This window comes from Hellea balneolensis DSM 19091 (genome assembly GCF_000428525.1).
GTDB classification, from domain to species: domain Bacteria; phylum Pseudomonadota; class Alphaproteobacteria; order Caulobacterales; family Maricaulaceae; genus Hellea; species Hellea balneolensis.
Genome location: NZ_AUAC01000002.1, coordinates 156,939 through 178,592, shown reverse-complemented (window position 1 = coordinate 178,592; position 21,654 = coordinate 156,939). Strand labels below are relative to the sequence as shown.

General features: G+C 47.6%; 23 protein-coding genes. 10 read left to right on the top strand and 13 right to left on the bottom strand.

All coding sequences use genetic code 11. From position 1 onward, the window contains the following. From F569_RS15890 to folK, 3 genes are all read right to left on the bottom strand, one after another. Positions 1-2,232 carry a RelA/SpoT family protein gene (locus F569_RS15890; protein WP_051279056.1) on the bottom strand — a complete coding sequence of 744 codons (2,232 nt, stop codon included), beginning with the start codon at positions 2,230-2,232 and terminating at the stop codon, positions 1-3. A gap of 122 nt (positions 2,233-2,354) precedes the next feature. After that, a complete protein-coding gene (gene rpoZ / locus F569_RS20030; protein WP_026940645.1) occupies positions 2,355-2,729 on the bottom strand; it encodes a DNA-directed RNA polymerase subunit omega in 375 nt (124 codons plus the stop codon). Positions 2,730-2,829: 100 nt separating this feature from the next. Continuing rightward, a complete protein-coding gene (gene folK / locus F569_RS0100965) occupies positions 2,830-3,336 on the bottom strand; it encodes a 2-amino-4-hydroxy-6-hydroxymethyldihydropteridine diphosphokinase (protein ID WP_034387008.1) in 507 nt (168 codons plus the stop codon). Between the two features lie 25 nt (positions 3,337-3,361). Between folK and F569_RS0100960 the strand changes: the two genes are divergently transcribed. Both F569_RS0100960 and F569_RS0100955 read left to right on the top strand, forming a co-directional pair. Further along, positions 3,362-3,913, top strand: coding sequence for a LabA-like NYN domain-containing protein (locus tag F569_RS0100960; protein WP_026940643.1), 552 nt, complete (start codon positions 3,362-3,364; stop codon positions 3,911-3,913). Continuing rightward, positions 3,913-4,551 carry a uracil-DNA glycosylase gene (locus F569_RS0100955; protein ID WP_026940642.1) on the top strand — a complete coding sequence of 213 codons (639 nt, stop codon included), beginning with the start codon at positions 3,913-3,915 and terminating at the stop codon, positions 4,549-4,551. The genes F569_RS0100960 and F569_RS0100955 overlap by 1 nt, the downstream gene beginning before the upstream one ends. Before the next feature lie 100 nt (positions 4,552-4,651). On the opposite strand, the gene smpB is transcribed toward F569_RS0100955, so the two are convergent. Then, positions 4,652-5,131, bottom strand: a complete 480-nt coding sequence (gene smpB, locus F569_RS0100950; RefSeq protein ID WP_407637001.1) for an SsrA-binding protein SmpB — start codon at positions 5,129-5,131, stop codon at positions 4,652-4,654. Next, positions 5,131-6,006: a 4-hydroxy-tetrahydrodipicolinate synthase gene (dapA, locus tag F569_RS0100945; protein ID WP_026940640.1), complete on the bottom strand. Its 876-nt coding sequence runs from the start codon at positions 6,004-6,006 to the stop codon at positions 5,131-5,133. Before dapA ends, smpB begins: the two co-directional genes overlap by 1 nt. Before the next feature lie 119 nt (positions 6,007-6,125). On the opposite strand from dapA, the gene F569_RS0100940 reads away from it, so the two are divergent. Beyond that, on the top strand, positions 6,126-8,195 hold the full coding sequence (locus F569_RS0100940) for a lytic transglycosylase domain-containing protein (RefSeq protein ID WP_084168687.1): 2,070 nt from the start codon (positions 6,126-6,128) through the stop codon (positions 8,193-8,195). On the opposite strand, the gene F569_RS0100935 is transcribed toward F569_RS0100940, so the two are convergent. After that, complete coding sequence (locus F569_RS0100935; RefSeq protein WP_026940638.1) at positions 8,192-9,169, bottom strand: threonine ammonia-lyase; 978 nt, start codon at positions 9,167-9,169, stop codon at positions 8,192-8,194. The genes F569_RS0100940 and F569_RS0100935 overlap by 4 nt on opposite strands. 81 nt (positions 9,170-9,250) lie before the next feature. Here F569_RS0100935 and F569_RS0100930 point away from each other — a divergent pair, with 81 nt between their 5' ends. After that, positions 9,251-10,882: a long-chain fatty acid--CoA ligase gene (locus tag F569_RS0100930; RefSeq protein WP_026940637.1), complete on the top strand. Its 1,632-nt coding sequence runs from the start codon at positions 9,251-9,253 to the stop codon at positions 10,880-10,882. Next, complete coding sequence (locus tag F569_RS0100925) at positions 10,866-11,672, top strand: trypsin-like serine peptidase (RefSeq protein ID WP_026940636.1); 807 nt, start codon at positions 10,866-10,868, stop codon at positions 11,670-11,672. The genes F569_RS0100930 and F569_RS0100925 overlap by 17 nt, the downstream gene beginning before the upstream one ends. A 1-nt stretch (position 11,673) precedes the next feature. On the opposite strand, the gene F569_RS0100920 is transcribed toward F569_RS0100925, so the two are convergent. The 4 genes from F569_RS0100920 to kbl all read right to left on the bottom strand — a co-directional run bounded on the left by F569_RS0100920 (position 11,674) and on the right by kbl (position 15,937). Then, a complete protein-coding gene (locus tag F569_RS0100920; protein ID WP_233353555.1) occupies positions 11,674-12,918 on the bottom strand; it encodes a multidrug effflux MFS transporter in 1,245 nt (414 codons plus the stop codon). Positions 12,919-13,020: 102 nt separating this feature from the next. Further along, positions 13,021-13,695 (bottom strand): nitroreductase family protein, encoded by a 675-nt coding sequence (locus F569_RS0100915; RefSeq protein ID WP_034387001.1) that lies wholly within the window; start codon positions 13,693-13,695, stop codon positions 13,021-13,023. After that, positions 13,692-14,726 (bottom strand): L-threonine 3-dehydrogenase, encoded by a 1,035-nt coding sequence (gene tdh, locus F569_RS0100910; RefSeq protein WP_026940633.1) that lies wholly within the window; start codon positions 14,724-14,726, stop codon positions 13,692-13,694. Before tdh ends, F569_RS0100915 begins: the two co-directional genes overlap by 4 nt. Before the next feature lie 8 nt (positions 14,727-14,734). Next, on the bottom strand, positions 14,735-15,937 hold the full coding sequence (gene kbl, locus F569_RS0100905) for a glycine C-acetyltransferase (RefSeq protein WP_026940632.1): 1,203 nt from the start codon (positions 15,935-15,937) through the stop codon (positions 14,735-14,737). A 49-nt stretch (positions 15,938-15,986) separates the two neighbouring features. Here kbl and F569_RS0100900 point away from each other — a divergent pair, with 49 nt between their 5' ends. Next, positions 15,987-16,619, top strand: a complete 633-nt coding sequence (locus F569_RS0100900) for a uracil-DNA glycosylase family protein (protein ID WP_051279054.1) — start codon at positions 15,987-15,989, stop codon at positions 16,617-16,619. Here F569_RS0100900 and F569_RS0100895 read toward each other — a convergent pair. Beyond that, positions 16,616-17,389, bottom strand: coding sequence for a thiazole synthase (locus F569_RS0100895; protein ID WP_026940630.1), 774 nt, complete (start codon positions 17,387-17,389; stop codon positions 16,616-16,618). The genes F569_RS0100900 and F569_RS0100895 overlap by 4 nt on opposite strands. Beyond that, on the bottom strand, positions 17,389-17,592 hold the full coding sequence (gene thiS / locus F569_RS0100890) for a sulfur carrier protein ThiS (RefSeq protein ID WP_026940629.1): 204 nt from the start codon (positions 17,590-17,592) through the stop codon (positions 17,389-17,391). Before thiS ends, F569_RS0100895 begins: the two co-directional genes overlap by 1 nt. A gap of 73 nt (positions 17,593-17,665) precedes the next feature. Between thiS and aroQ the strand changes: the two genes are divergently transcribed. Genes aroQ through F569_RS0100870 form a run of 4 tightly spaced genes read left to right on the top strand, consistent with a single transcriptional unit; the run spans position 17,666 to position 20,681 of the window. Further along, positions 17,666-18,106, top strand: coding sequence for a type II 3-dehydroquinate dehydratase (gene aroQ / locus F569_RS0100885; RefSeq protein WP_026940628.1), 441 nt, complete (start codon positions 17,666-17,668; stop codon positions 18,104-18,106). A 32-nt stretch (positions 18,107-18,138) separates the two neighbouring features. Then, the gene (accB, locus tag F569_RS0100880; RefSeq protein ID WP_026940627.1) at positions 18,139-18,630 is read left to right on the top strand and encodes an acetyl-CoA carboxylase biotin carboxyl carrier protein; all 492 of its coding nucleotides are present in this window, start codon (positions 18,139-18,141) and stop codon (positions 18,628-18,630) included. A gap of 3 nt (positions 18,631-18,633) precedes the next feature. Beyond that, on the top strand, positions 18,634-19,992 hold the full coding sequence (gene accC / locus F569_RS0100875) for an acetyl-CoA carboxylase biotin carboxylase subunit (protein ID WP_026940626.1): 1,359 nt from the start codon (positions 18,634-18,636) through the stop codon (positions 19,990-19,992). Continuing rightward, positions 19,971-20,681: a hypothetical protein gene (locus tag F569_RS0100870; RefSeq protein WP_026940625.1), complete on the top strand. Its 711-nt coding sequence runs from the start codon at positions 19,971-19,973 to the stop codon at positions 20,679-20,681. The genes accC and F569_RS0100870 overlap by 22 nt, the downstream gene beginning before the upstream one ends. Here the strand turns inward: F569_RS0100870 and F569_RS15885 are convergent. Beyond that, on the bottom strand, positions 20,678-21,607 hold the full coding sequence (locus tag F569_RS15885; RefSeq protein ID WP_034386999.1) for a phytoene/squalene synthase family protein: 930 nt from the start codon (positions 21,605-21,607) through the stop codon (positions 20,678-20,680). The genes F569_RS0100870 and F569_RS15885 overlap by 4 nt on opposite strands. Between the last annotated feature and the right edge of the window lie 47 nt (positions 21,608-21,654).

The window sequence follows — 21,654 nt, the reverse complement described above, 5'->3', positions numbered from 1 at the left end:
TTATTTGGCTGACTCAGCCCGTGTGCGTTTAGCGGCCACGACATAGGCGCTAGCGCGCAAAGCTGCAACAATTTGTATAAGGTGTCGATTGTCAGAGACTTCGATATCCATAATCATATCAAAAAAGGACGGGCTGCGTTTGAGCGTTTTAATATTGGTTAGATTGCCGCCCGCCTCGCCAACAATTTTTGTAACATCTGCGAGTGCACCCGGAACATGTTCTACGGTCGTCGTGATACGTCCTGTTGAAGCTGTTTGCGCGGCAGCACGGCGCCAACCTAAATCAAGCCATCTGTCTTGTTGACCCTCTAGACCTTCTAAAACCTCACAATCAATGGCATGTATATCCACGCCGCGGCCTTGGGATTGATAACCCACAATACGGTCGCCTGGTATTGGAGAGCAACAGCTTGAGAGATGCATGGAAACACCGGCTCTAAGGCCATCACCTTTCACATAAAGTTTTGCCGTAGAGTCATCAATAAGATCGCGATTAACAAAATCGTCTAATGTTTTTGTACTCTCCCGGCCCGGAAATACAGCATTCATAAAGCTTTGGATGGAAAGATTACCTCGGCCAAGAGCTTCGTAAAGTGGTTCTACAGTATCAAAATTTAGGCGCTTTAGGGCATCAATAAGAGCACTTTCGCTAAAATCCTTATCTTCACGGGCAAATGCATGGTCGGCCAGCATTTGGCCAATACGTTTAAATTCTTCCGCCTCGCCTGTGCGGGTTAATCGGCGTAATGCAGATCGCGCTTTACCCGTTGCCACCATATTTTCCCAATCGGGCTGTGCCTCGGCCTGACCGCCGCGAATAATCTTGACGACATCGCCGTTCTTTAGCTGTGTCCTGAGAGGAATTTCACGGCCGTTAATCACAGCTCCAATGCACGTGTCACCTACTTTTGTGTGAACAGCATAGGCAAAATCCAGTGGTGTAGCCCCGCGCGGTAAGGCGATTAAATCCCCTTTTGGTGTAAAAGTGAAGACTTGGTCCGTGAACATCTCAAGTTTAGCATGTTCTAGAAACTCGTCAGCATCGCCACTTTGTTCCATCATTTCGACAAGCGGACGAATACGGCGAAGCGGATCACCGCCGCTCGCTTTGGCGCTATCAGGATCATAGGCATAGCTATTATCTTTATAGGCCCAATGTGCTGCGACACCGCGTTCCGCAACATCTTCCATGCGTTCCGTTCGGATTTGCAACTCTACGCGGCGATTATCCGGAGAAAGAATCGTTGTTTGAAGCGACTGATAACCATTAGGCTTTGGTACTGAGATAAAGTCTCGAAACCTAGCGGGTACGCAGCGATATTTTTGATGCAACAACCCTAAGACATTATAGCACTCTTGCGGCGTATCTAAAATAATTCGGAATGCAAATATGTCAGCGACATCGTCGAAACTGATTCCTTGGCGCTGTAATTTTCGCCATATGGCATAGGCGCGTTTTTCCCGGCCATATATGCGCGCAGTCACCCCTTTTTCTTGCATCAGATCTCTGAGCGCTATCGACATCTCTGAAATAGCAACTTTTTGATCGGATCGCCAAGTATCGAGTCTCTTTGTAATGCTCTCATATGCAGACGGGTTTAAGTGCTTGAACGACAAATCTTCTAACTCTGAGCAAATGCGGTCAACACCAACGCGCCGCGCGAGAGGCGCGTAAATTTCTAGAGTTTCTCTTGCAATACGCTCTCTTGAAGCGGCCTTTGGATGAAACTGCAGCGTTCTCATATTATGTAGCCTGTCGCACATTTTTACGAGCAGCACTCTGACATCTCGGCTCATAGCTAGAACAAATTTTTGGAAATTCTCAGCCTGAGCCCGTTCTTTAGAGGCATTTGCCGAAAGTTCCACAGCGCCTAACTTGGTAACGCCGCGGACAAGTTCCGCGATCTCTGGCGTAAATTCATCTGCGAGTTCATCATAGGTCACGTCAGTATCTTCTAAAACATCATGTAAGAGCGCCGTGCAGATACTTGCGACATCAAGATGTAATCCTGCCAAAATCCCGGCAACTTCAATGGGGTGAGCATAATAAGGATCGCCGGAATGGCGCATTTGTTCACCATGGGCTTTAATAGAAAAAATATAAGCTTTATTGAGCAGAGCTTCATCTACGGACGGATCATAAGCCCGGACCATATCCACCAATTCATATTGGCGAAGGTATGTTTGCCCCTGCTTCGGTAAAGGTACTTTTATGTCAGCGTGTTTATTCACGTCTTAGATATAAGCAGAATAGGCCGCTGCAACCACCCCTAAAATCTGGTCATAGTTGCGAAAGCCGGCACAAAAAAGGCCGCGATAAAGGCGGCCTTTAGAACTATTATGCGGTGAATCGTTTAGAAACGACTTGAATTGTCATTGTCACGGTCACTTTGCAGAGCCCGGAGCAATTCATTTTCATCCATCTCAGCCTGAGGCTTGGCTTCACCGTGCTCAAGAGCCAATACTGGTGTCTCTTCTTCGGGTTCAGGCATGTCGTCGTCTGTAATAACGCGCTGTAAATTCGACACCAGGCTTTCCCGAAGGTCACCCAAGTCAAGGGTCTCTTCAGCTAGTTCTCGCAATGAGACGACTGGTGTTTTATCATTGTCACGGTCAACAGTTAGCTCTGAACCAGCAGAGATGTTACGGGAACGGTGAGATGCGAGCAGAACTAAATCAAAACGATTTGGGACTTTTTCAACGCAATCTTCAACAGTAACGCGGGCCATAGGGCACTCCAAATATAAAATTGCCGCGCTATTCACGTAAATAAGGCGGCTTGAATCGAGCCGCTATATAGGCAGGTTATGAACAGGATGCAAGCAGGGTTTACGAATCAAAATGACCTAACCACGACATCACTTCTACGTCCTCAAGCGGTAATCTTGAAATCCAGTGTGTTATGCTGACGCCATTAACAGGATCACACCAATCTTTCGCAATCTCTTCCAAAGGAAAAAGAACAAAACCACGTATAAGCATCCTGGGGTGAGGAATTACTATACCACCCTTCTCTCCAAGGATTTCGCCTCTAAAGTCCAGCAAGTCTAGATCTAGAGGGCGAGCCTCATTTTTGACCGCCCTGACGCGTCCTAAATCGGCCTCGACCTGATGAAGGATGTTGAGCAGTACTCCCGCCTCTCCCTCGAAACTGACCTCAGCGCAGGCATTAATATAGTCGGGTTGCTTGCTGCCCGGAGGCCAAGCTGGGCTTTGCCACAGTCCAGATATTTTTACGATACTGACCTTATGTGTCTCAAGTGCTTTTATAGCTGCCTTAAAGGTTAATTTGGGATTGGACAGATTGGCTCCGAACGCAATATAGATAGGCTTCATTTTCAGTCTTTTATATTGGTGCTTAATGGCTTTTTACCCTGACGAACGCATAGCTTTATTTATAGATGGAGCAAACCTCTATTCTACAGCCAAAACACTCGATTTTGACATTGATTATGGCAAATTATTGGAATTGTTTAGGGGTAAAGGCCGCCTTATTTGCGCTAATTATTATACGGCTCTGATCGAAAATGATGATTACTCCCCCATTCGGCCACTAATTGATTGGCTTGAATATAATGGTTGGCATGCCGCGACCAAACCCGCGAAATCTATGATTGATCGTGATGGTCGCCGCCGTGTCAAAGGGGACATGGATGCTGAAATCATTGTCGATATGCTCGGCCTTGCACCGCATATTGACCATCTGATCCTGTTTTCGGGTGATGGAGATTTTCGTGTCGCGGTAGAAGCGCTGCAAAGACAGGGTGTCAGGGTGACAGTGGTTTCAACGATGAAATCAAAACCTGCCATGCTGGCTGATGAGCTACGCCGTCAAGCAGATGCTTTTATAGAAATTGCGGATATGGATAAGTTATTTGGACGCCCCAAAAGAGATTATGAGGATGAAGATTAATGTCGTTTCAGGAACCTCACCGCGATTGTGATCGTTGTCCTCGTTTGCGTAACTTCTTGCTTGAAAAGCGCAAAGAGCTGCCAAGCTATCATAACGCACCTGTACCAAGTTTTGGTGACCCAAAGGCGAAGCTTTTGATCGTGGGGCTGGCGCCCGGAATGCACGGGGCCAATCAAACAGGGCGTCCATTTACAGGTGATTGGGCCGGCGATCTGCTTTATGCAGCATTAGAAGAGTATGGGTTCACAAATGGGACTTATGGCGGGACGGCTGATGACGGGCTCACCTTGGATGGAGCGTTGATTACAAATGCCGTTCGCTGTGTACCGCCACAAAACAAGCCCGTTGGCGCGGAATGTGCGGCTTGTAGACCTTTTTTGACTGATCAAATTGAGAGCTTAAACACAGTGAAAGCAATACTTTGTCTTGGTAAAATAAGCCATGATAATACAGTGCGCGCAATGGGCTTGAAGCTCAGCGCTTATCCATTTGGACATCATAAAATACATGAATTACAAGATTCTAAGAGGCTTTATTCAAGTTATCACTGCTCGCGTTACAATACAAATACCAAACGCCTGACGGAAGAAATGTTTTATAAGGTCTTTGCGGATGTGAGAAAATATATTGATTCATAATTCCGCTTATCCTTATGAAAGTAGGTATTAGAGCTAAAGTTATGAATTTTCTTAAATTGTGTCCTTACCCCTGCCTTCGCAGTGGTGAACGGGCATGATTCTAGCCCCGCTCTCGCATTAGTCTTGCCTTGTCACGTTTCCAATCTCTGTCTTTTTTGGTGTCGCGCTTATCTTTTTGGTCTTTTCCTGTCGCTACGCCGATCAGCAGTTTTGCCATGCCCTTATCGTTGAAATACATTTTCAAAGGCACAATCGTACGGCCCTTGCGCTGCGTTTCATTCCATAATTTGGTGATTTGCTTGCGCTTGAGCAGGAGTTTGCGAGGTCGCGTCGGCAAGTGGTTGAACTGGCTGGCGGGTGCGTAAATCGGAATATTGGCATTGATCAACATTAGTTCCTGATTCTCAATGGCGGCATAGCTTTCAGCGATATTGGCTTGTCCTTGGCGAAGAGCTTTCACTTCTGTACCGACCAAGACTATTCCGGCCTCAAACGTGTCTTCGATCTTGTAGTCAAATCGAGCGCGCCGGTTTTCTGCAATTGTCTTATTGTTAGGATCTGCTTTTTTTGCGGCCATAATTACAGTTTTACACCTGCCTGTATCATAGCGCCTTTAACGGCACCCTTTGTCTCGTCGCGGCAAAGCGTGATGGGGAGCCTGACTTGCGTATCCATTTTACCTAATAGGCTTAGAGCATATTTAGCAGGAGCCGGACTTGGATCGATAAACAAATCTTGGTGAAGGCGGTGCAGTTTTTGATTAATTGCCTGTGCGCCAACGAAATCTTTTGCCATCATCAAATTATGAAACTCTGCATAGATTGCCGGTGCAACGTTAGAACCTACGGATATACATCCCCTGCCTCCATGCGCGGCATGACCCAAAGACGAGGGATCATCACCTGAGAGCTGAATAAAGCCTTCCCCGCAACGCTCAATAAGACCTGCAACTCGCGTAATGTCTCCTGTCGCATCTTTACAGCCGACCACAGTCGGTAGTTTTGCGAGGCGTCCCATTGTGTCATTATTAATATCAACGACAGAACGCCCTGGAATGTTATAAACAATAATCGGAATATCAACGGCTTGGGCTATGGCTTTAAAGTGCTGATAAATACCTTCTTGGCTCGGCTTATTATAATAGGGCGTTACGACGAGCGCGGCATCCGCGCCGACATCTTTGGCCTTTTGGGCATAAGCTATGGACATGCGCGTTTCATTTGAGCCTGCACCTGCAATGACAGGAACGCGCCCGCTTGCAGCCTCGACACAAAGTTCAATCACGCGGCGGTGCTCAGCATCTGTAAGCGTGGCTGTCTCACCCGTCGTACCACAGGGCACTAAGCCATGTGTTCCACTTTCAATTTGCCACTCAATAAAATCTTGAAAAGCGGTTTCATCCACTATGCCATTTTTAAATGGAGTCAGCAGAGCTGTAATAGAACCTTTAATCATAATGCGCTTCCATAGTCTAAATCGCAAGGCATGCGAGTCTTGTATTACTTATGTGTTATTTTAGCGCTCTATTTGCGTGTTTTCCTTGCTCTGCGCAAGACACGGATTAGTGTAAAGTTATGCAATTAAACCGATTCAACTCAGCTGAAAATATATCAGCCAGATTAAGAGCGTTCGCCGCTGTGATCCTTATGCTCTGTCTCGGAGCTTATCAAACGGCGGCGGAGGCCTTGGTGCCTACGCCCCGCGTTAAACCTGAGCCGCCAAATGCGTCACAATTTCTAACGGATAAAGACGCTGAGCGGTTCCGCAGAGGATTGAGGGCCGCAAAAAAAAGACACTGGAGCGATTTGGATCAGCAAATAAAGAAACTTGATGACAATGTTGCCAAGGATACGTTGCGTTGGGTCAGAGCGGCCAGAAACCCGAATGTTTCATTCAAAGATATTAGCTATGTTGTTCAAGATTTAAATGATTGGCCGCGCATGACGGCAATTCAAGCCAAAGCGGAGGCTATACTTTTTGACGACCCCATTTCGGCTCGAAAGACAATTGAGTGGTTTCAGAAAACTGAACCCGTTGCAGGTGAAGGCCGTGTCGCACTAGCGCGTGCTTATTATCGAACAGGAAATAGAGAAACTGCTGATCTCTGGCTCAAGTCAGCATGGCGGGAGTCAAAACTCACGCGTAAACGACAACAGACTGTTTTTAAACAATTTCGCGGCAAACTCAGTAAAGAAGATCATGCCGTTAGAGCTGATCATCTTATCTGGCAGGGACGCCGTCACCACGCCAAGGCCGAGGCTCTGCTCCCACACATGGGCAAAAAACAACGCGCACTCATGAATGCCCGCATTCGGACTGCCTCTAATCGTTCGGGTATGGATGCAGCAATAAGGTCTGTTCCTCAAGAATATAGAGATGAAGCCGGGCTTCTTTATGAACGCGCGAAATGGCGCCGCAGGAAAAAAACGAAAGATTATGCCCTTCCTGTTTACTTGCAGATTGTGAATCCCCCGCTAAATCCAAAGGGCCGCGAGGTTATATGGAAGGAAAAGCGGATCATGCTCCGCTGGGCTATTGAAAAGAAGAAATATCAGGAAGCCTATCAACTTTCGACAAATCATGGGATGACTAGAGGTGCAGGTTTTGCAGAAGCGGAATTCACGGCCGGGTGGTTGGCCCTAACGAAGTTGGGGGAGCCGCGGAAAGCCGCACAACATTTTGAAACGCTAAAAAATGGTGTCTCTTTATCCGTGTCATTGTCCCGCGCCGCATATTGGCAAGCCCGCGCTGCTGAGGCTTTGAGTGATCCAAATGCACGAGTTTATTATGCTGAAGCCTCGGCTTATACGAACACCTATTACGGACAACTCGCCGCGGAAAAGATTGGCGGCCGTCTTGCAACTGTGAATTTGCCTATGGAAGCCGACACGTCAGATATTAAATTAGCGTTCGAAGCCGACCCTCGCATTCGCGCGATGCATCTATTAGGCGAAGTAGGCGAAGAGCGGTTTTTTACGCAATTCGCGTTTCATTTAGACGATGTTCTCAATGCAAAGCGTGAGCTGTCTTTGCTCTCACAACTCTCCAAAAATTACGGATATATGCGCCCCTCCCTTCGTGCGGCAAAGCAAGCCTCGCGCTTCCAATCTATGCTAACGGATTCGGGCTATCCAATCATTGAGGAGATTGAGTCCTTACCCAGTAAATTTGATATACCTTTCGTTTATGCAATTGCCCGGCAGGAGAGCGAATTCGAGTTCAACGTGGTCAGTAGTGCCAAAGCTTACGGCATGATGCAGATGATAAACAGTACGGCAAAATACACGGCTAGAAAGCACCGTATACCCTATTCAGTATCAAAACTCACGGCTGACCGTGATTACAGTGCAAAATTAGGAGCCCTCCATATCCACGATTTACTCGATATGTTTGACGGGTCCTACATATTAGCAGCAGCAGCCTATAATGCCGGACCCCACCGTTCTAAAACCTGGATAAAAACTTATGGCGACCCCCGTACCGGAGATATTGATCCGATAGATTGGGTCGAGTCGATACCGTTCTCAGAAACACGTAATTACGTGCAGCGCGTCATGGAAAACATGCAAGTGTACCGTGCGAGAAGAAACGGTAATCAGAGCCAAAATTTGATCTATCAAGATTTAACGCAAGGGGCGTTTTAGTCTAACAGTTTATCCGCGCGCTGTGCTATGTTTGGGTCCACGTTACCGCCTGAAAGAATTATACAAATAGTACTTAAATCTTTCATCTCAGATAGCGCTCCGGTCAATAGTGCCGCCATGGCGACAGCTCCGCCAGGTTCCAACTGAACATTCAGTTCCTTTTTCGCGATGGCCATGGACATCAAGCAATCCATGTCGGATATAGCAAAGACGCCGGAGAGCGATTGGCGGTTTATGGGCCACGTAAGAGCGCCGGGTTGCGGGGTCATCAGCGCGTCACAAAGCGTTGGCGGCATGTCGCTTAAGGTCTCGCGGCTTCCTGTGTTAAAGGACATTTGGTGATCATTATAATATTGTGGCTCCGCACCATAAATTTTAGTGCGCGGCGAAAGCTCACCCAGAGAAAGACTAATACCAGCACAGAGGCCGCCGCCGCCCATACAGGTTATGAGCGCATCAAATGAAATACCGCTTCTTGCAATCTCTAGCCCTACTGTGCCTTGCCCCGAAATGATATACGGATCGTCATAGCTCGGTACGATAATTCGCCCTTCCTGCTTTGAAATCTCACGGGCAATTTCTTCACGGCTCTCAGTTAAGCGGTCATATGAAATAATGGTCGCTCCATCATTTAAGACGCCCGCAGTTTTAACATCGGGTGCATCCGTCGGCATAATAATAACGGCATCTATGCCAAGCTCCTTTGCAGCTCTCGAGACCCCTTGCGCATGATTTCCGGAACTCGTAGCCACGACGCCCTTTTCTCTCTCTTTCTTGCTCATGGCTGAGAGACGGTTAAAGGCACCGCGATATTTAAACGCGCCAACTTTTTGGAGGCATTCCGGCTTGAACCAGACTGACTTGCCCGTCATGACGTCGATGACATCAGATCTGAGGAGCTCCGTTTTATAGGCATGACCTTCAATTCGCTCGGCCGCCATTTGTACGTCTTGAAAGTTTGGAAGTGCGGTCATATGAAACTTTTTGCATAAGGTCGTTGACCACTACTCTAATCAATGGAAAAAAGGCGGCAAGAAAAATAACTATTTTGGGAGATGTCCATGCAGGGCTTAATGATGCAGCAAGAGCTAATGATCAGTGACTTGATCGAGCACGCTGCGACGGTTCACGGAAATCGTGAAATTTACACACTAAACGCCGATATGACGGAGCATCGCTATAGCTGGGCAGATTGCGCCGCCAGAACACGTAAACTTGCGAATGCTCTGTTAGCGGCAGGCGTTAAAACGGGCGACCGTGTTGCGACAATAGCCTGGAATAATTATCGTCATATTGAAATCTATTATGCGGTATCATCAATCGGCGCGGTTGTGCATACGATCAATCCGCGTCTGAAGCCTGAGCAAATAGCCTGGATGGTTAATCACGCTGAAGATAGTTTCTTGATGTTCGACACAACATTCGGCCCAATCATAGACGGTGTATCGGCCATGTGTCCGACTGTCGAAAAGTGGATTTGCCTGACTGATGAAGCTGGGCTTCCTGAGTATAAAACAGATGTTTTGGATTATGAGAGCTTCATCGCAGAAGCGTCTGACCAGATCACATGGCCACGCTTTGATGAAAATACAGCCTGTACATTGTGTTATACATCCGGAACAACGGGCGACCCCAAAGGCGTTCTATACTCGCATCGTTCTACCATTTTGCATGCCATGGCCGGCAGTTTCCATGACGTTATTGGGGCAGGCTCACGTGATGTTATTCTTGCCGTTGTGCCTATGTTCCATGTATCGGCTTGGGGGCTAGTTTACTCAGCCGCCATGGTGGGCGCAAAGCTTGTCATGCCGGGTCCTGGTTTGGATGGACCTAATATGTGCAAGATGATCAATCAGGAAAAAGTGACTCTTATGGCTGGCGTTCCGACGGTATGGCTCGGTATTTATAATCATGCCAAGGCAAATGGCATTGACTTGCCGACCGTGAAGAAAGCTCTCGTAGGCGGCTCTGCCCTTCCTGAATCTCTCTTGAGGGCTTATGAGCAAGACCTCGGCATTCCGATGCAACAAGGTTGGGGCATGACAGAGACCTCTCCGCTCGGCTCAACCTATGCCGCGCACCCTGATACGGATCTCAGTGATTATGACGGAACCGTCAGTGATAAGCTTATGGCGGGCCGCCGTATCTTTGGTGTGGATATGCGTATTGTCGATGATGAAGGTAAAGTCCTCGCCGCAGACGGCGAAGCTGAAGGGCACCTGCAAGTTAAAGGACCTTGGGTCGCTAGCGGCTATTTCAAAGGTGCAGGGGCAGATGCTTTTACAAATGATGGTTGGTTCGCGACAGGTGATGTGAGTAAGCTTCACCCCACAGGCTTTATGGAAATTACAGACCGCTCTAAAGACGTGATTAAATCTGGCGGCGAATGGGTCAGCTCAATTGATGTTGAAAATGCGGCGTCTGATCACCCTGACGTAGCTATGGCGGCGTGTATCGGTATTCGACACGAAAAATGGCAAGAGCGCCCCTTCCTCATCGTGCAGCCCGTCCCTGGTAAGACGCCTGACCTTGATGAAATCAAAGACTGCATCACCGCCAAATGTGCCAAATGGTGGTTACCAGACGCGATTGTATTCCAAGACGAGCTGCCCTTGGGAGCGACAGGTAAAATCCTAAAGCGTGAATTAAAGGTTATCTATAAAGATCACTATGAAAAGACGATTTAGTCGAATTTATCTCAGAGCAAATCTAGCATTAAAAACAATGGTCGCTATTGCGACCATTCCTACCATCCCATTATGCGCAAATGCCTCGACGATATTGCCTAATCCCGCCCCTATGGATTTTGTTATCACAAAGTCCACTCCGACCCATACAGTGTTTTTGCGCTGCGAAATAAGCGAAACAAAAGTCTCAATCTCGAAGGGCTCAATATTGGCTTTACCTCCATCTTTAAAGGACCCAAAAGATGATTTTGCTATAGTTACTGGTCATGGCCTTAAAGGCGGAAAAGACTGTTTTATTCAAGACTTTCATGGAAACAATCGGCAGGTAAAGGGACGTGTTTATGCAAATAATTACAAAGCCGGGACGGACACAGATTGGGCTTTAATCTCGTTTAAGGCAATAAAAGGTTCTCACATCAAACGCTACAAATTAGAAAGCTATGTCTCTGATACAGAACTACTTAATAATACGGTTATCTCTTTTGCCCAAGCGCGAGGTCTTCCCCAAAATAATCAAAACTGCCGCCTAGCGCTTGTCGAAATTCCTATGCCTAAAGAATCGCGTTCTCTCTTCACGCATGATTGCAATGCAATCCCGGGACAATCAGGCTCTCCCCTGACCCAAAATATAAATGGCGAGGATAAGCTCATTGGTATTCATCTAGGACAAATATGGACTTTACTCTCGCCTATAACGGGCTCCCCCGGAATTTTACGATATATGCGGCCATTTGATGAAGACATGTCGCGGGATGTAAAAACGGCAATAAGACAACTCCAAGCGGAATGAGCTAAACCTTACCTTCTCCTAATTCGAATAATCGGCCTCGTTCTGTGATCAGGACGAGGCTTATTGATAAGACGCCTAAGCCTACAAAGCCTAACAATATTGGCGCGACAGTTCCGTCAAATCGGCTTGAGACTAAATAGCCAAATCCGCTGGCGACCGTTGTCGTCGCAAATCCGTAGAGCGCACTGGCGGTTCCTGCAATTTTGCCTTGGGGCTCCATAGCAATGGCTGAAAAATTTGCGCCTAGCATCCCAAAACACCCGAACGTCATTGCAAATAACGGTATGAAGTAAATTAGCTTTTCACCTGCAAATGACATAACGAAATAGTTTAATATCGCCAATATTGTGAAAGCTATAAGGACGCCATGGCTTATGCGGCGCATCCCATAATGTTCAACGACACGGCTATTTATGAAATTTGCGACAGCTAATGTTCCCGCTATGATGGCGAACCATAGCGCGAAGCGATCACCGACATGAAATGTGTCTTCGAAAATCTGCTCTGCTGATGCGATAAATGCAAAAAGAGCTCCGAATATGACTCCGCTTGCCGCCATATAACCGACAGTAACACGCGTCATTAGAACATTAGCGAATCCATTCAGGGCTTTCTTTGCGCTTAAATCTTGACGATTTTCGGCTTCAAGTGTTTCAGGCAGACGGACCTGCACCCAAAGTAAAATTATAAGACCAGCCACACCCAGAACGCCAAACATCCACTTCCAACCCGCGATTAGCATAACGCCTTGCCCGATCGCAGGGGCTATGATGGGAATAATCATAAAGACTGTCATAACGAGAGACATAATACGGGCCATTGCCCGCCCCGCCGTAAGATCTCGCACAATAGAGACGGCTATCACGCGTATGCCAGAGGCAAAAATTCCTTGTAAAAATCTCACCGTTAGCAACAGCATAAATGAAGTTGTCGCCATGCACAGAAATGCAAAAACAACATAGGCCCCTATACAAAACTGCAATAAAGTTTTGCGTCCAAATCGATCCGTTATAGGCCCAAAAAAGAGCTGCGGCACGCCAAACCCAATCATATAGCTATAAAGCAGCCATTGCTGCTGATTGCCTTCGACTTGATAATAATCCGCAATCACGCCCATTGCCGGTAACATAATGTCTATAGCAAAGGCATTGAGCGCCATGAGGGCCGCCACCATGCACACAAATTCCCATAATGGCATTGGTAGCTTTGATGTTGCGACCGTGTTTATATTTGGGGTTGCTGACATTTGAGTCCGTGTTCTCAGTTTAAACTGGGCTATGCGCCTGTAATGAAAAATGCGCAAGTATATTGGGATGCCATAACCCAAACTGTTCAAATAGGAACTTCTTTAAGTCTTGAATGTAGAAATTTCGTCCAAACTCTTCTTTATCAGCGCATGTTTAGGCACTTGCGCGGTATCAGCCGGATAGCCCACGACCATGAGTACAAATGGTTTTTCATCTTTAGGCCGCTCACAAATATCCCGCAAAAAGCCCATGGGGGCTGGCGTGTGAGTGAGTGTCCCGAGGCCAGCACTGTGTAGGGCCGTAATAAACATGCCTGTCGCCAGGCCCACTGATTCGGTAATATAGTAATTTTTCTTACTCTGCCCGGTCTTTTCTCCGCCTTTTCTTTGCGCAAAAACGGCTACCAACCAAGGCGCTGTTTCCAGAAAAGGTTTGCTAGCATCCGTCCCCAAAGGCGCAAGAGCGTCAAGCCATTCGTCGGGAGCTTTCCCGCCGTAGAATTCAGCTTCTTCCGCTTCAGCCGCGATACGAATTTTCCGTTTAGTATCGGGGTCTGAAATCGCTACGAAATGCCATGGCTGATGGTTTGCTCCACTTGGTGCCGTCCCCGCGGCTTTGATGCAGGTCTCAATAATATCTCGAGGCACAGCCTTGTCCGAAAAATCCCTGATAGTTCGGCGTTTAAGCAAAGTCGCATAAACTTTCTCAGCACGAGCCTTCATATCCTCTACGCTCAGGGTTTCATACCCTTGCAGAGGGACATAATCAGCACTCATATCTGTGTCCAATCGAGTATCACCTTACCACTTTTCCCGGTTTCCATGAGATCAAAAGCCTCTTGAAAATCACGCGCGGCAAAATGGTGGGTAATCATGGGAGACATATCCAGGCCGCTATCAAGAAGGGCTAACATTTTGTACCAGGTTTCATACATTTGGCGGCCATAAATGCCTTTCAGGGTGAGCGCTTTGCCGACAAGCTTCCCAAAATCTACGGGAAATGGTTTAGACGGAATACCAAGCATTGCAATATTTCCGCCCATTAACATGACGTCCAGCATTTGATTGAATGCGGGCTCTGCGCCGCTCATTTCAAGACCGACATCAAAGCCCTCTCTCATACCAATTTCTGTCATCACGCCGCGAAGATCTTCTTCCATCGTATTGATCATTCTTGTGCGGCTCGTCAGTTTCTTGGCGAAGTCCAAACGCCACTTATTGATATCCGTGAGGACAACACGCCGTGCGCCAGATTTTTCCGCAACCGCTGCAGCCATAATACCTATCGGCCCTGCGCCTGTTATTAACACATCTTCCCCCACCAAATCGAAAGCTAGAGCTGTGTGAACAGCATTGCCCAGAGGATCCATGATAGACGCGATTTCTAGTGGGAAGTCTTCTTTCAGGGGAATGACATTAAACTCGGGCAGCGCAAGATACTGTGCGAAAGCGCCGGGTAGGTTTACCCCAATGCCCTTCGTATCAGGATCTAAATGAAATTTCCCGGCGCGAGCGTTTCGAGAGCGCGTTCCGACAACATGCCCCTCTCCTGTTACACGGTCTCCGACTTTCACGCGGCGAACAGTTGAGCCTATGGCCGCGACGGTTCCGCCATATTCATGACCTACGACAAGGCCAAGAGGGACGGTTTTCTGCGCCCATTCATCCCAGCGATAAATATGCATATCCGTGCCGCAAATCGCCGTGCGTTCAATTTTGATCAGCACTTCATCAGGCGCAATTTCAGGAACAGCCACATCTTGTAACCAGAGACCTTTTTCAGCTTTGGCTTTTACGAGGGCTTTCATTGTCTTGGTCATATCACGCCCAATTCTTTACCTACCTTAACGAAGGCCGCAATCGCTTTGTCTATATGTTCTGATGTATGGGCCGCGCTCATTTGTGTACGAATACGCGCTTTACCTTTAGGCACGACTGGAAAGAAGAACCCAATAACGTAAATTCCTTCATCCAAGAGCTTTGCAGCCATCTTTTGTGCAATTACAGCGTCTCCTAGCATAACAGGAATAATAGGATGTTCACCGTCAGGAATCGTAAACCCAGCAGCTGTCATACCGTCTCTGAACTGTTTGGCATTGGCAAATATTTGCTTACGCAGGGCGTCTCCCTCCATGGCGAGGTCAATAGCTTTCAAACTCGCGCCAACCAAAGAAGGCGCAAGACTATTAGAAAAAAGATATGGCCGTGAGCGTTGACGAAGCATATCGACAACAGATTGACGCGCACAGGTGAAACCGCCCATAGCTCCGCCCAAGGCTTTGCCCAACGTTCCTGTGAGGATATCCACATCACCTTCTACGCCGCAAAAGGCTGCTGTTCCGCGTCCGCCCTCTCCTAAAAAGCCAGTTGAATGACAATCATCAACCATCAACAAAGCATCATATGTCTTTTTAAGCGCAACTATATCATCAAGCTTAGCGATTGTGCCGTCCATAGAGAACACGCCATCAGTTGCGATCATGATGTGACGCGCACCATCTTCGCGAGCCTGCTTAAGCTGCGCTTCCAAATCTTCCATGTCACTCGTCTTGTAGCGGTAGCGCTTGGCTTTGCAGAGGCGGATACCGTCAATGATAGAGGCGTGGTTAAGCGCATCAGATATAATCGCATCCTCAGGCCCCAATAAAGGTTCAAACACCCCACCATTGGCATCAAAGCAAGCCGCATAAAGAATACTGTCTTCAAAGCCGAGCCAATCCGCTATTTTTTGTTCGAGCTCGCGATGCTGTTCCTGCGTTCCGCAAATGAAACGCACAGAGGCCATACCAAAGCCGTGCTGCTCCACGGCTTGCTCTGACGCCTTGATCAGAGCGGGGTGGTCAGCCAATCCTAAATAGTTGTTGGCACAAAAATTTATGACCTCACGTGTTTCGCCATTCTCAGTGACAATGATGTCTGCCGCTTGTTTACTGCTGATCAATCGCTCGCGTTTATACAAACCCTGTTCCTCAATAGCGGTAAGTTCATTGTTGATGTCTGAATAAAAAGAGAGGCTCATAGTTTTTCCTTTGCGTTTAATACCCATACGCGCCTAAATATCAAAAATCATGCGTTTATTAAGCGCTTGGGAGAATATCATTTCAACACAAGCCATCATAGAGAACTTAAAAGCTAAAATCCGCCAATGTGACGTGTGCAGTAAGGCGGCAAGCCCAATACCTGTCACGCCCAATCCTATATTGCAGGGCAACCACCTTTCTAAAATTCGTATCATCGGTCAGGCGCCCGGTACGTTAGCTCATGCGAGCGGTCGCCCCTTTACTGATCCATCAGGGGCGCGATTGCGCGATTGGTTAGGCGTGACTGAAACCGAGTTTTATAATGAAGACCTCTTCGCAGTCACGCCCATGGGCTTTTGCTTCCCAGGACAAGACGATAAAGGCGGAGACTTACCGCCGCGCAAAGAATGCGCCCCTCTTTGGCAGGCATCTTTAAACAAAGCCTTTACAGAGGTGGAACTCACACTGCTTGTCGGCATGTACGCGGTGAAAGAATATCTTGGTGATCGCGCTCAGAAAAATCTGACGGAAACGGTCCGGCATTGGCGGGATTATGGGCCTGATCTCATGCCTATGCCGCACCCAAGTTGGCGTAATAATGGATGGATTAAACGCCATGGCTGGTTTGCAGAAGAGCTTACAGAGCTAAAGAGCCGTGTTCGATCTATTATAGATGCCTAAATCAAACCCGCCAGCGGAGAACTGGGGTCCGCATATTTCTTGCGCGGCATACGTCCGGCCAGATAAGCCCCCCGTCCCGCAATAACAGCGAGCTTCATCGCGCGCGCCATTAGGATGGGATCTTTAGCCTCAGCTATAGCTGTATTCATTAGTACACCGTCACACCCAAGTTCCATAGCCACAGTCGCATCTGAAGCTGTGCCCACACCTGCATCAACAATAACCGGCACCTTGGTCTGCTCCACAATAAGGCGGATATTGACAGGATTCTGTATGCCAAGACCTGAACCAATCGGTGCGCCAAGCGGCATAATGGCAGAGCAGCCCATATCTTCCAGCTTACGCGCGAAAACAGGGTCATCAGAGCAATAAACCATTACGTCGAAACCATCTTTAATCAAAAGCTCTGCCGCGCGAAGCGTTTCTTCCATATCAGGATAGAGGTGTTTCGGGTCGGATAGTACTTCGAGCTTCACAAGATTCCACCCGCCCGCTTCTTTGGCGAGGCGTAAGGTGCGCACCGCATCTTCGCCCGTAAAACACCCTGCGGTATTTGGCAGATAAGTAAACTTTTTAGGATCAATAAAGTCCATCAACATCGGTTCATCAGGTTTGCTGATATTTACGCGGCGTACAGCAACGGTGACCATATCGGCACCTGAAGCTTCAAGTGCCGCAGCATTCTGAGCATAGTCTTTATACTTCCCTGTGCCGATGATCAGCCTTGAGGAAAATTCTTGACCCGCTACGATAAGTGTATCAGCTGACATTAGCCGCCTCCGATAAAATGTATGATTTCCAATCTGTCACCATCTGACAGCTCAGTGGTTTCGAAAGTTGATTTTGAGACAATTTCGCGGTTACGTTCGATCGCAATTTTTTTCTCAGGCAAACCAAGATGCAAGATAAGGCCATGCACTGTTAGGGGTTCAGGCAATTCATGATGTTCTTCGCCGTTAATAAACAAATTCATGAAAAATTCCGTATCAAATAGAGGCTTGTCGCCTGAGTCTTGCCCCGTTACCATGGGTCAAACGAGGGATTCAATGACAAAACCCATTTACATAATCAATGGTACAAATCTGAATCTTCTAGGAACCAGAGAGCCTGAAATTTATGGGGCCGATACTTTGGCCGACATTGAAAAAGCGTGTGGAAACTCTGCCAAAGCCCTGGGTTTTGATATTGTCTTTAAGCAGTCCAATGTAGAAGGCGAACTGGTTGATATCATCCAAGAGGCCCGAACAATGGCCAGCGCTGTGATTATCAACCCCGCTGCCTATACGCATACATCTGTCGCAATACACGATGCGCTCAAGACACTGGATATACCCGCGATTGAAATTCACCTGTCACAACCTGCTAAGCGCGAGAGTTTTCGTCGCCGCTCCTATGTGGCTGAGGCCGTTACGGGCACAATCAGCGGATTTGGCGCAAATTCCTACGAATTGGGGCTGCAAGCCGCGATAAAGCTGTTAAATACATAATTTACTGACTCGGACAAAAGAGAGAACACTTCATGGCGAGCACACCTAAAAAAACCGCAAGTACAGATACCAAGCTTGTGCGCGAATTAGCCAAAATCCTGAATGACACTGGATTGACGGAAATCGAAATGGAAAAAGGCAGCCTTAAAATACGCGTTGCCAAAGGTGGAGGGCAAATTGTTCAAGCCATGGCGCCCTCTCCGGCGCAACTCGCGCCTGCAGTGAGCGCCCCAGCGCGTGTAAGCCAACCCGTTGCCGCGCCCACGACTAAAGCCGATGCCAGTGCGCATCCAGGGGCTGCGAAGTCTCCTATGGTTGGCACGGTCTATACACGGCCTTCACCCGATGCGGACGCCTTCGTGAAAGTCGGCGACAAAGTCAAAGAAGGCGATACGATTGTTTTGATTGAGGCCATGAAAACCTTCAACCCGATTACGGCGACAAAATCCGGCAAGATTGAAGAAATATTGGTCGAAGATGCTCAACCCGTCGAATTCGGCGAAGTTCTCTTTATTATCGCCTAAAACATGCCTGGCTCAACAAAATTTAAAAAAATCCTCATTGCCAATCGCGGCGAGATTGCACTTCGCATCCACCGTGCCTGTAAAGAGATGGGGATAAATACGGTTGCTGTTTATTCCGAGGCTGACCGTCATGCCATGCATGTAAGGCTCGCGGATGAAAGCGTCTGTATTGGCCCAAATAGTGCCACGGAAAGTTACCTCAACATTCCAGCTATCATTTCTGCTTGCGAAATTACAGGTGCGGATGCGGTTCACCCTGGCTATGGGTTTCTATCGGAAAATGCGCGATTTGCTGAAATCGTTGAAGCGCATGGCATGGCCTTTATAGGTCCGACTGCCGAGCATATCCGTATCATGGGGGATAAGATCTCAGCAAAAGACACCGTCATGGCCGCAGGTATTCCTGTCGTTCCGGGCTCAGATGGCTCTGTAAATACGTATGCCGAAGCAAAACAAGTCGCCAAAAAGGTCGGCTTTCCACTTCTCGTAAAAGCGGCGGCAGGCGGCGGCGGACGCGGTATGCGCCTCGCGGAAACACCGGATAAGCTCGAAGAAGCTCTCTCGGCAGCGCAGCAAGAAGCAATTGCGGCCTTTGGTAATGGCGAAGTCTATCTGGAGCGATACCTGACGGGTGGTCGTCATATCGAAATACAAGTTCTTGCCGACACCCATTGCAATGTCGTGCATTTAGGTGAGCGGGATTGCTCGCTACAACGCCGCAATCAGAAAGTCCTAGAAGAAGCCCCCTCACCGAGTCTGACTGCCAAGGAGCGCACAAAGATTGGTAATATCGTTGCCAAAGCCGTCAAGAAAATTGGCTATCGCGGCGCTGGTACTATTGAGTTTCTTTATGAAAATGGTGAGTTTTTCTTTATTGAAATGAACACCCGCCTACAGGTCGAACATCCTGTGACAGAAGAAATTACAGGAATTGATTTAGTACGCGAGCAAATTCGTGTCGCTTCGGGCCTCCCGTTAAATTACACCCAAAAAGACGTGACATTTAAAGGCCATGCCATTGAATGCCGTATCAATGCCGAGAACCCGAAGACTTTCGCTCCTTCGCCCGGTAAAGTTATCGATTTCCACGCTCCAGGCGGTATGAATACGCGCCTCGATAGTGCGCTTTATAGCGGTTATTCCATCCCACCTTATTATGACAGCTTGATTGGCAAGCTCATTGTTTGGGGTAATACCCGCGAGGGCGCCCTATTGCGCTTACGCCGCGCTTTGGGTGAAATGGTAGTTTCGGGCATTGAAACGACAATACCGCTACACGAAGCCCTGCTCGATAATGAAGACTTCCAAAAAGGTGATTACAATATTCATTGGCTTGAGAAATGGCTGGAGGAGCAGGGGTAAAAATGATCTTTAATCAAGAATCATATTTTGAAATGATTTTTGGAAACAATGGCTCTTTAGGGCCAAATCAATATTTTGATATCGAACAAAATTCAGAGAACTCTGTCGCGGAGATAGAGCTAAATTCTGACCCTAATCTAACGCTTGAGATACTTCATATTGCCTTCACTGATTTCAACTCATGTTTATCACAGTATAATTGTTATCAATTGGCAAATGGATTGTATTATATTTTTAACCCCAGTTTTAGTGATTTAGGTTTCATTTTTCAAAACACACAGCTTGATTTAAAAAAACGAGTTAAAACAATCGAAGCCCTTTCTGGTTTCATTCTACATGTGTTTGAAAAGAATGCAGAGCCAATTCTTGGGCATATTTCGCAAAAGACGAAGGACAAAGCTAATTCCGAATTAAATGAAATTTGTTACATGTTTTGGGACGTAGCTTGTATTCCTTATAACTGCCAAGTTGAAATTCAGCAAGCATGCTTGGGTGTGATGGGGCAATGTGCATTATCTAATAACATTGCTGTTGTCGAAGGCGCTTTACATGGCTTGGGGCATGCTCAATTATATTTAGATGGCCCAAAATTGCAGAGTTATATACAAAATGCCCATATTCAGGATGGCCCGCTTTCAGATACTTTGAAAACATATGCCCTTAATGCCCAACGAGGGTATATCCTCTAACTTATAGGTCTCTCATAGAACCCATCTCTGCCAGTAATACTCGTGCGTTTCCGTCCTACAGTAGGCTTAACTGCCCCTAACGCCAAAGCTATCTTTCGTCCCTTACTCGCACTCACGCGGCCTTCCCAAGCTTTGGGGCCGCCTGTTCTCAATCTCTCTCCAATTTCGCGATACACCGCTAGGGCCGCGCTAATTGCCCAAGCGCATCGAAACGGGAGTTCTTTGATGCCGACTTTGGCGCTAGCGTAATATTGCTCAGCTATATCCAATTGGTCACAAGCGGCTTTGTGGGCGGCAGGCCAGTTTTCTGGTCTAGCGAGTTCTGTCGCTTCGGTCGGCGCTCTGTGTTTTATCAACAGGTCCTTCGGCACAAAAACTCTGTCTGCTTGCGCGTCATCAATCACGTCTCTCGCGATATTGGTGAGTTGAAAGGCGAGGCCCAAATCACAGGCCCTATCGAGGGTTTTGTCATCCCTAACGCCCATAATATTCGCCATCATCACGCCAACGACACCCGCCACGTGGTAAGAATAGTCCAGAATATCATCCACAGAGTTATACACACGTTCAGACGCGTCCATTTCAAATCCTTTGAGTAGGTCAAAAGGATGTTTGTGATCAATCTGATGTGTTTTCACAACACGGGCTAACCCTTCGAAAACAGGATTATCTGTAGGCACTCCCGCCAAAGCATTAGTCGTATCTTTTCGGAGCTGCTCTAACCGTTCGCCCTGCCCGATTTTATAATCTACAATTTGGCCGTGGCCCATTTCTTGGCCGTCAATAACATCATCGCAATAGCGGCACCATGCGTAAAGCATTGAGGCGTCATCACGTAATTCCGGCGGAAGCACGCGCGAGGCCAGCGCGAAGGATTTTGAGCCTTTTTTTATTGAGGCGTGGGCGAATTGTGTAATTTTATCCATGAGTTGGTGCTATCCGAAATCGCTAGCGATTTCGGCGTCGCCTTGTA

What these genes read in the sequence shown, in the direction of transcription:
- thiS (WP_026940629.1), bottom strand. Translation starts at nt 17,592, where the DNA reads ATGAATTTGTTTATTAACGGCGAAGAACATCATGAATTGCCTGAACCC.
- F569_RS0100960 (WP_026940643.1), top strand. Translation starts at nt 3,362, where the DNA reads ATGGCTTTTTACCCTGACGAACGCATAGCTTTATTTATAGATGGAGCA.
- F569_RS0100870 (WP_026940625.1), top strand. Translation starts at nt 19,971, where the DNA reads ATGGCTGGAGGAGCAGGGGTAAAAATGATCTTTAATCAAGAATCATAT.
- dapA (WP_026940640.1), bottom strand. Translation starts at nt 6,006, where the DNA reads ATGATTAAAGGTTCTATTACAGCTCTGCTGACTCCATTTAAAAATGGC.
- F569_RS0100900 (WP_051279054.1), top strand. Translation starts at nt 15,987, where the DNA reads ATGCGTTTATTAAGCGCTTGGGAGAATATCATTTCAACACAAGCCATC.
- F569_RS0100925 (WP_026940636.1), top strand. Translation starts at nt 10,866, where the DNA reads ATGAAAAGACGATTTAGTCGAATTTATCTCAGAGCAAATCTAGCATTA.
- tdh (WP_026940633.1), bottom strand. Translation starts at nt 14,726, where the DNA reads ATGAAAGCCCTCGTAAAAGCCAAAGCTGAAAAAGGTCTCTGGTTACAA.
- F569_RS0100955 (WP_026940642.1), top strand. Translation starts at nt 3,913, where the DNA reads ATGTCGTTTCAGGAACCTCACCGCGATTGTGATCGTTGTCCTCGTTTG.
- F569_RS0100920 (WP_233353555.1), bottom strand. Translation starts at nt 12,918, where the DNA reads ATGTCAGCAACCCCAAATATAAACACGGTCGCAACATCAAAGCTACCA.
- F569_RS0100935 (WP_026940638.1), bottom strand. Translation starts at nt 9,169, where the DNA reads ATGACCGCACTTCCAAACTTTCAAGACGTACAAATGGCGGCCGAGCGA.
- kbl (WP_026940632.1), bottom strand. Translation starts at nt 15,937, where the DNA reads ATGAGCCTCTCTTTTTATTCAGACATCAACAATGAACTTACCGCTATT.
- F569_RS15885 (WP_034386999.1), bottom strand. Translation starts at nt 21,607, where the DNA reads ATGGATAAAATTACACAATTCGCCCACGCCTCAATAAAAAAAGGCTCA.
- accB (WP_026940627.1), top strand. Translation starts at nt 18,139, where the DNA reads ATGGCGAGCACACCTAAAAAAACCGCAAGTACAGATACCAAGCTTGTG.
- rpoZ (WP_026940645.1), bottom strand. Translation starts at nt 2,729, where the DNA reads ATGGCCCGCGTTACTGTTGAAGATTGCGTTGAAAAAGTCCCAAATCGT.
- F569_RS0100895 (WP_026940630.1), bottom strand. Translation starts at nt 17,389, where the DNA reads ATGTCAGCTGATACACTTATCGTAGCGGGTCAAGAATTTTCCTCAAGG.
- F569_RS0100915 (WP_034387001.1), bottom strand. Translation starts at nt 13,695, where the DNA reads ATGAGTGCTGATTATGTCCCTCTGCAAGGGTATGAAACCCTGAGCGTA.
- folK (WP_034387008.1), bottom strand. Translation starts at nt 3,336, where the DNA reads ATGAAGCCTATCTATATTGCGTTCGGAGCCAATCTGTCCAATCCCAAA.
- F569_RS0100930 (WP_026940637.1), top strand. Translation starts at nt 9,251, where the DNA reads ATGTCCATGCAGGGCTTAATGATGCAGCAAGAGCTAATGATCAGTGAC.
- accC (WP_026940626.1), top strand. Translation starts at nt 18,634, where the DNA reads ATGCCTGGCTCAACAAAATTTAAAAAAATCCTCATTGCCAATCGCGGC.
- aroQ (WP_026940628.1), top strand. Translation starts at nt 17,666, where the DNA reads ATGACAAAACCCATTTACATAATCAATGGTACAAATCTGAATCTTCTA.
- F569_RS0100940 (WP_084168687.1), top strand. Translation starts at nt 6,126, where the DNA reads ATGCAATTAAACCGATTCAACTCAGCTGAAAATATATCAGCCAGATTA.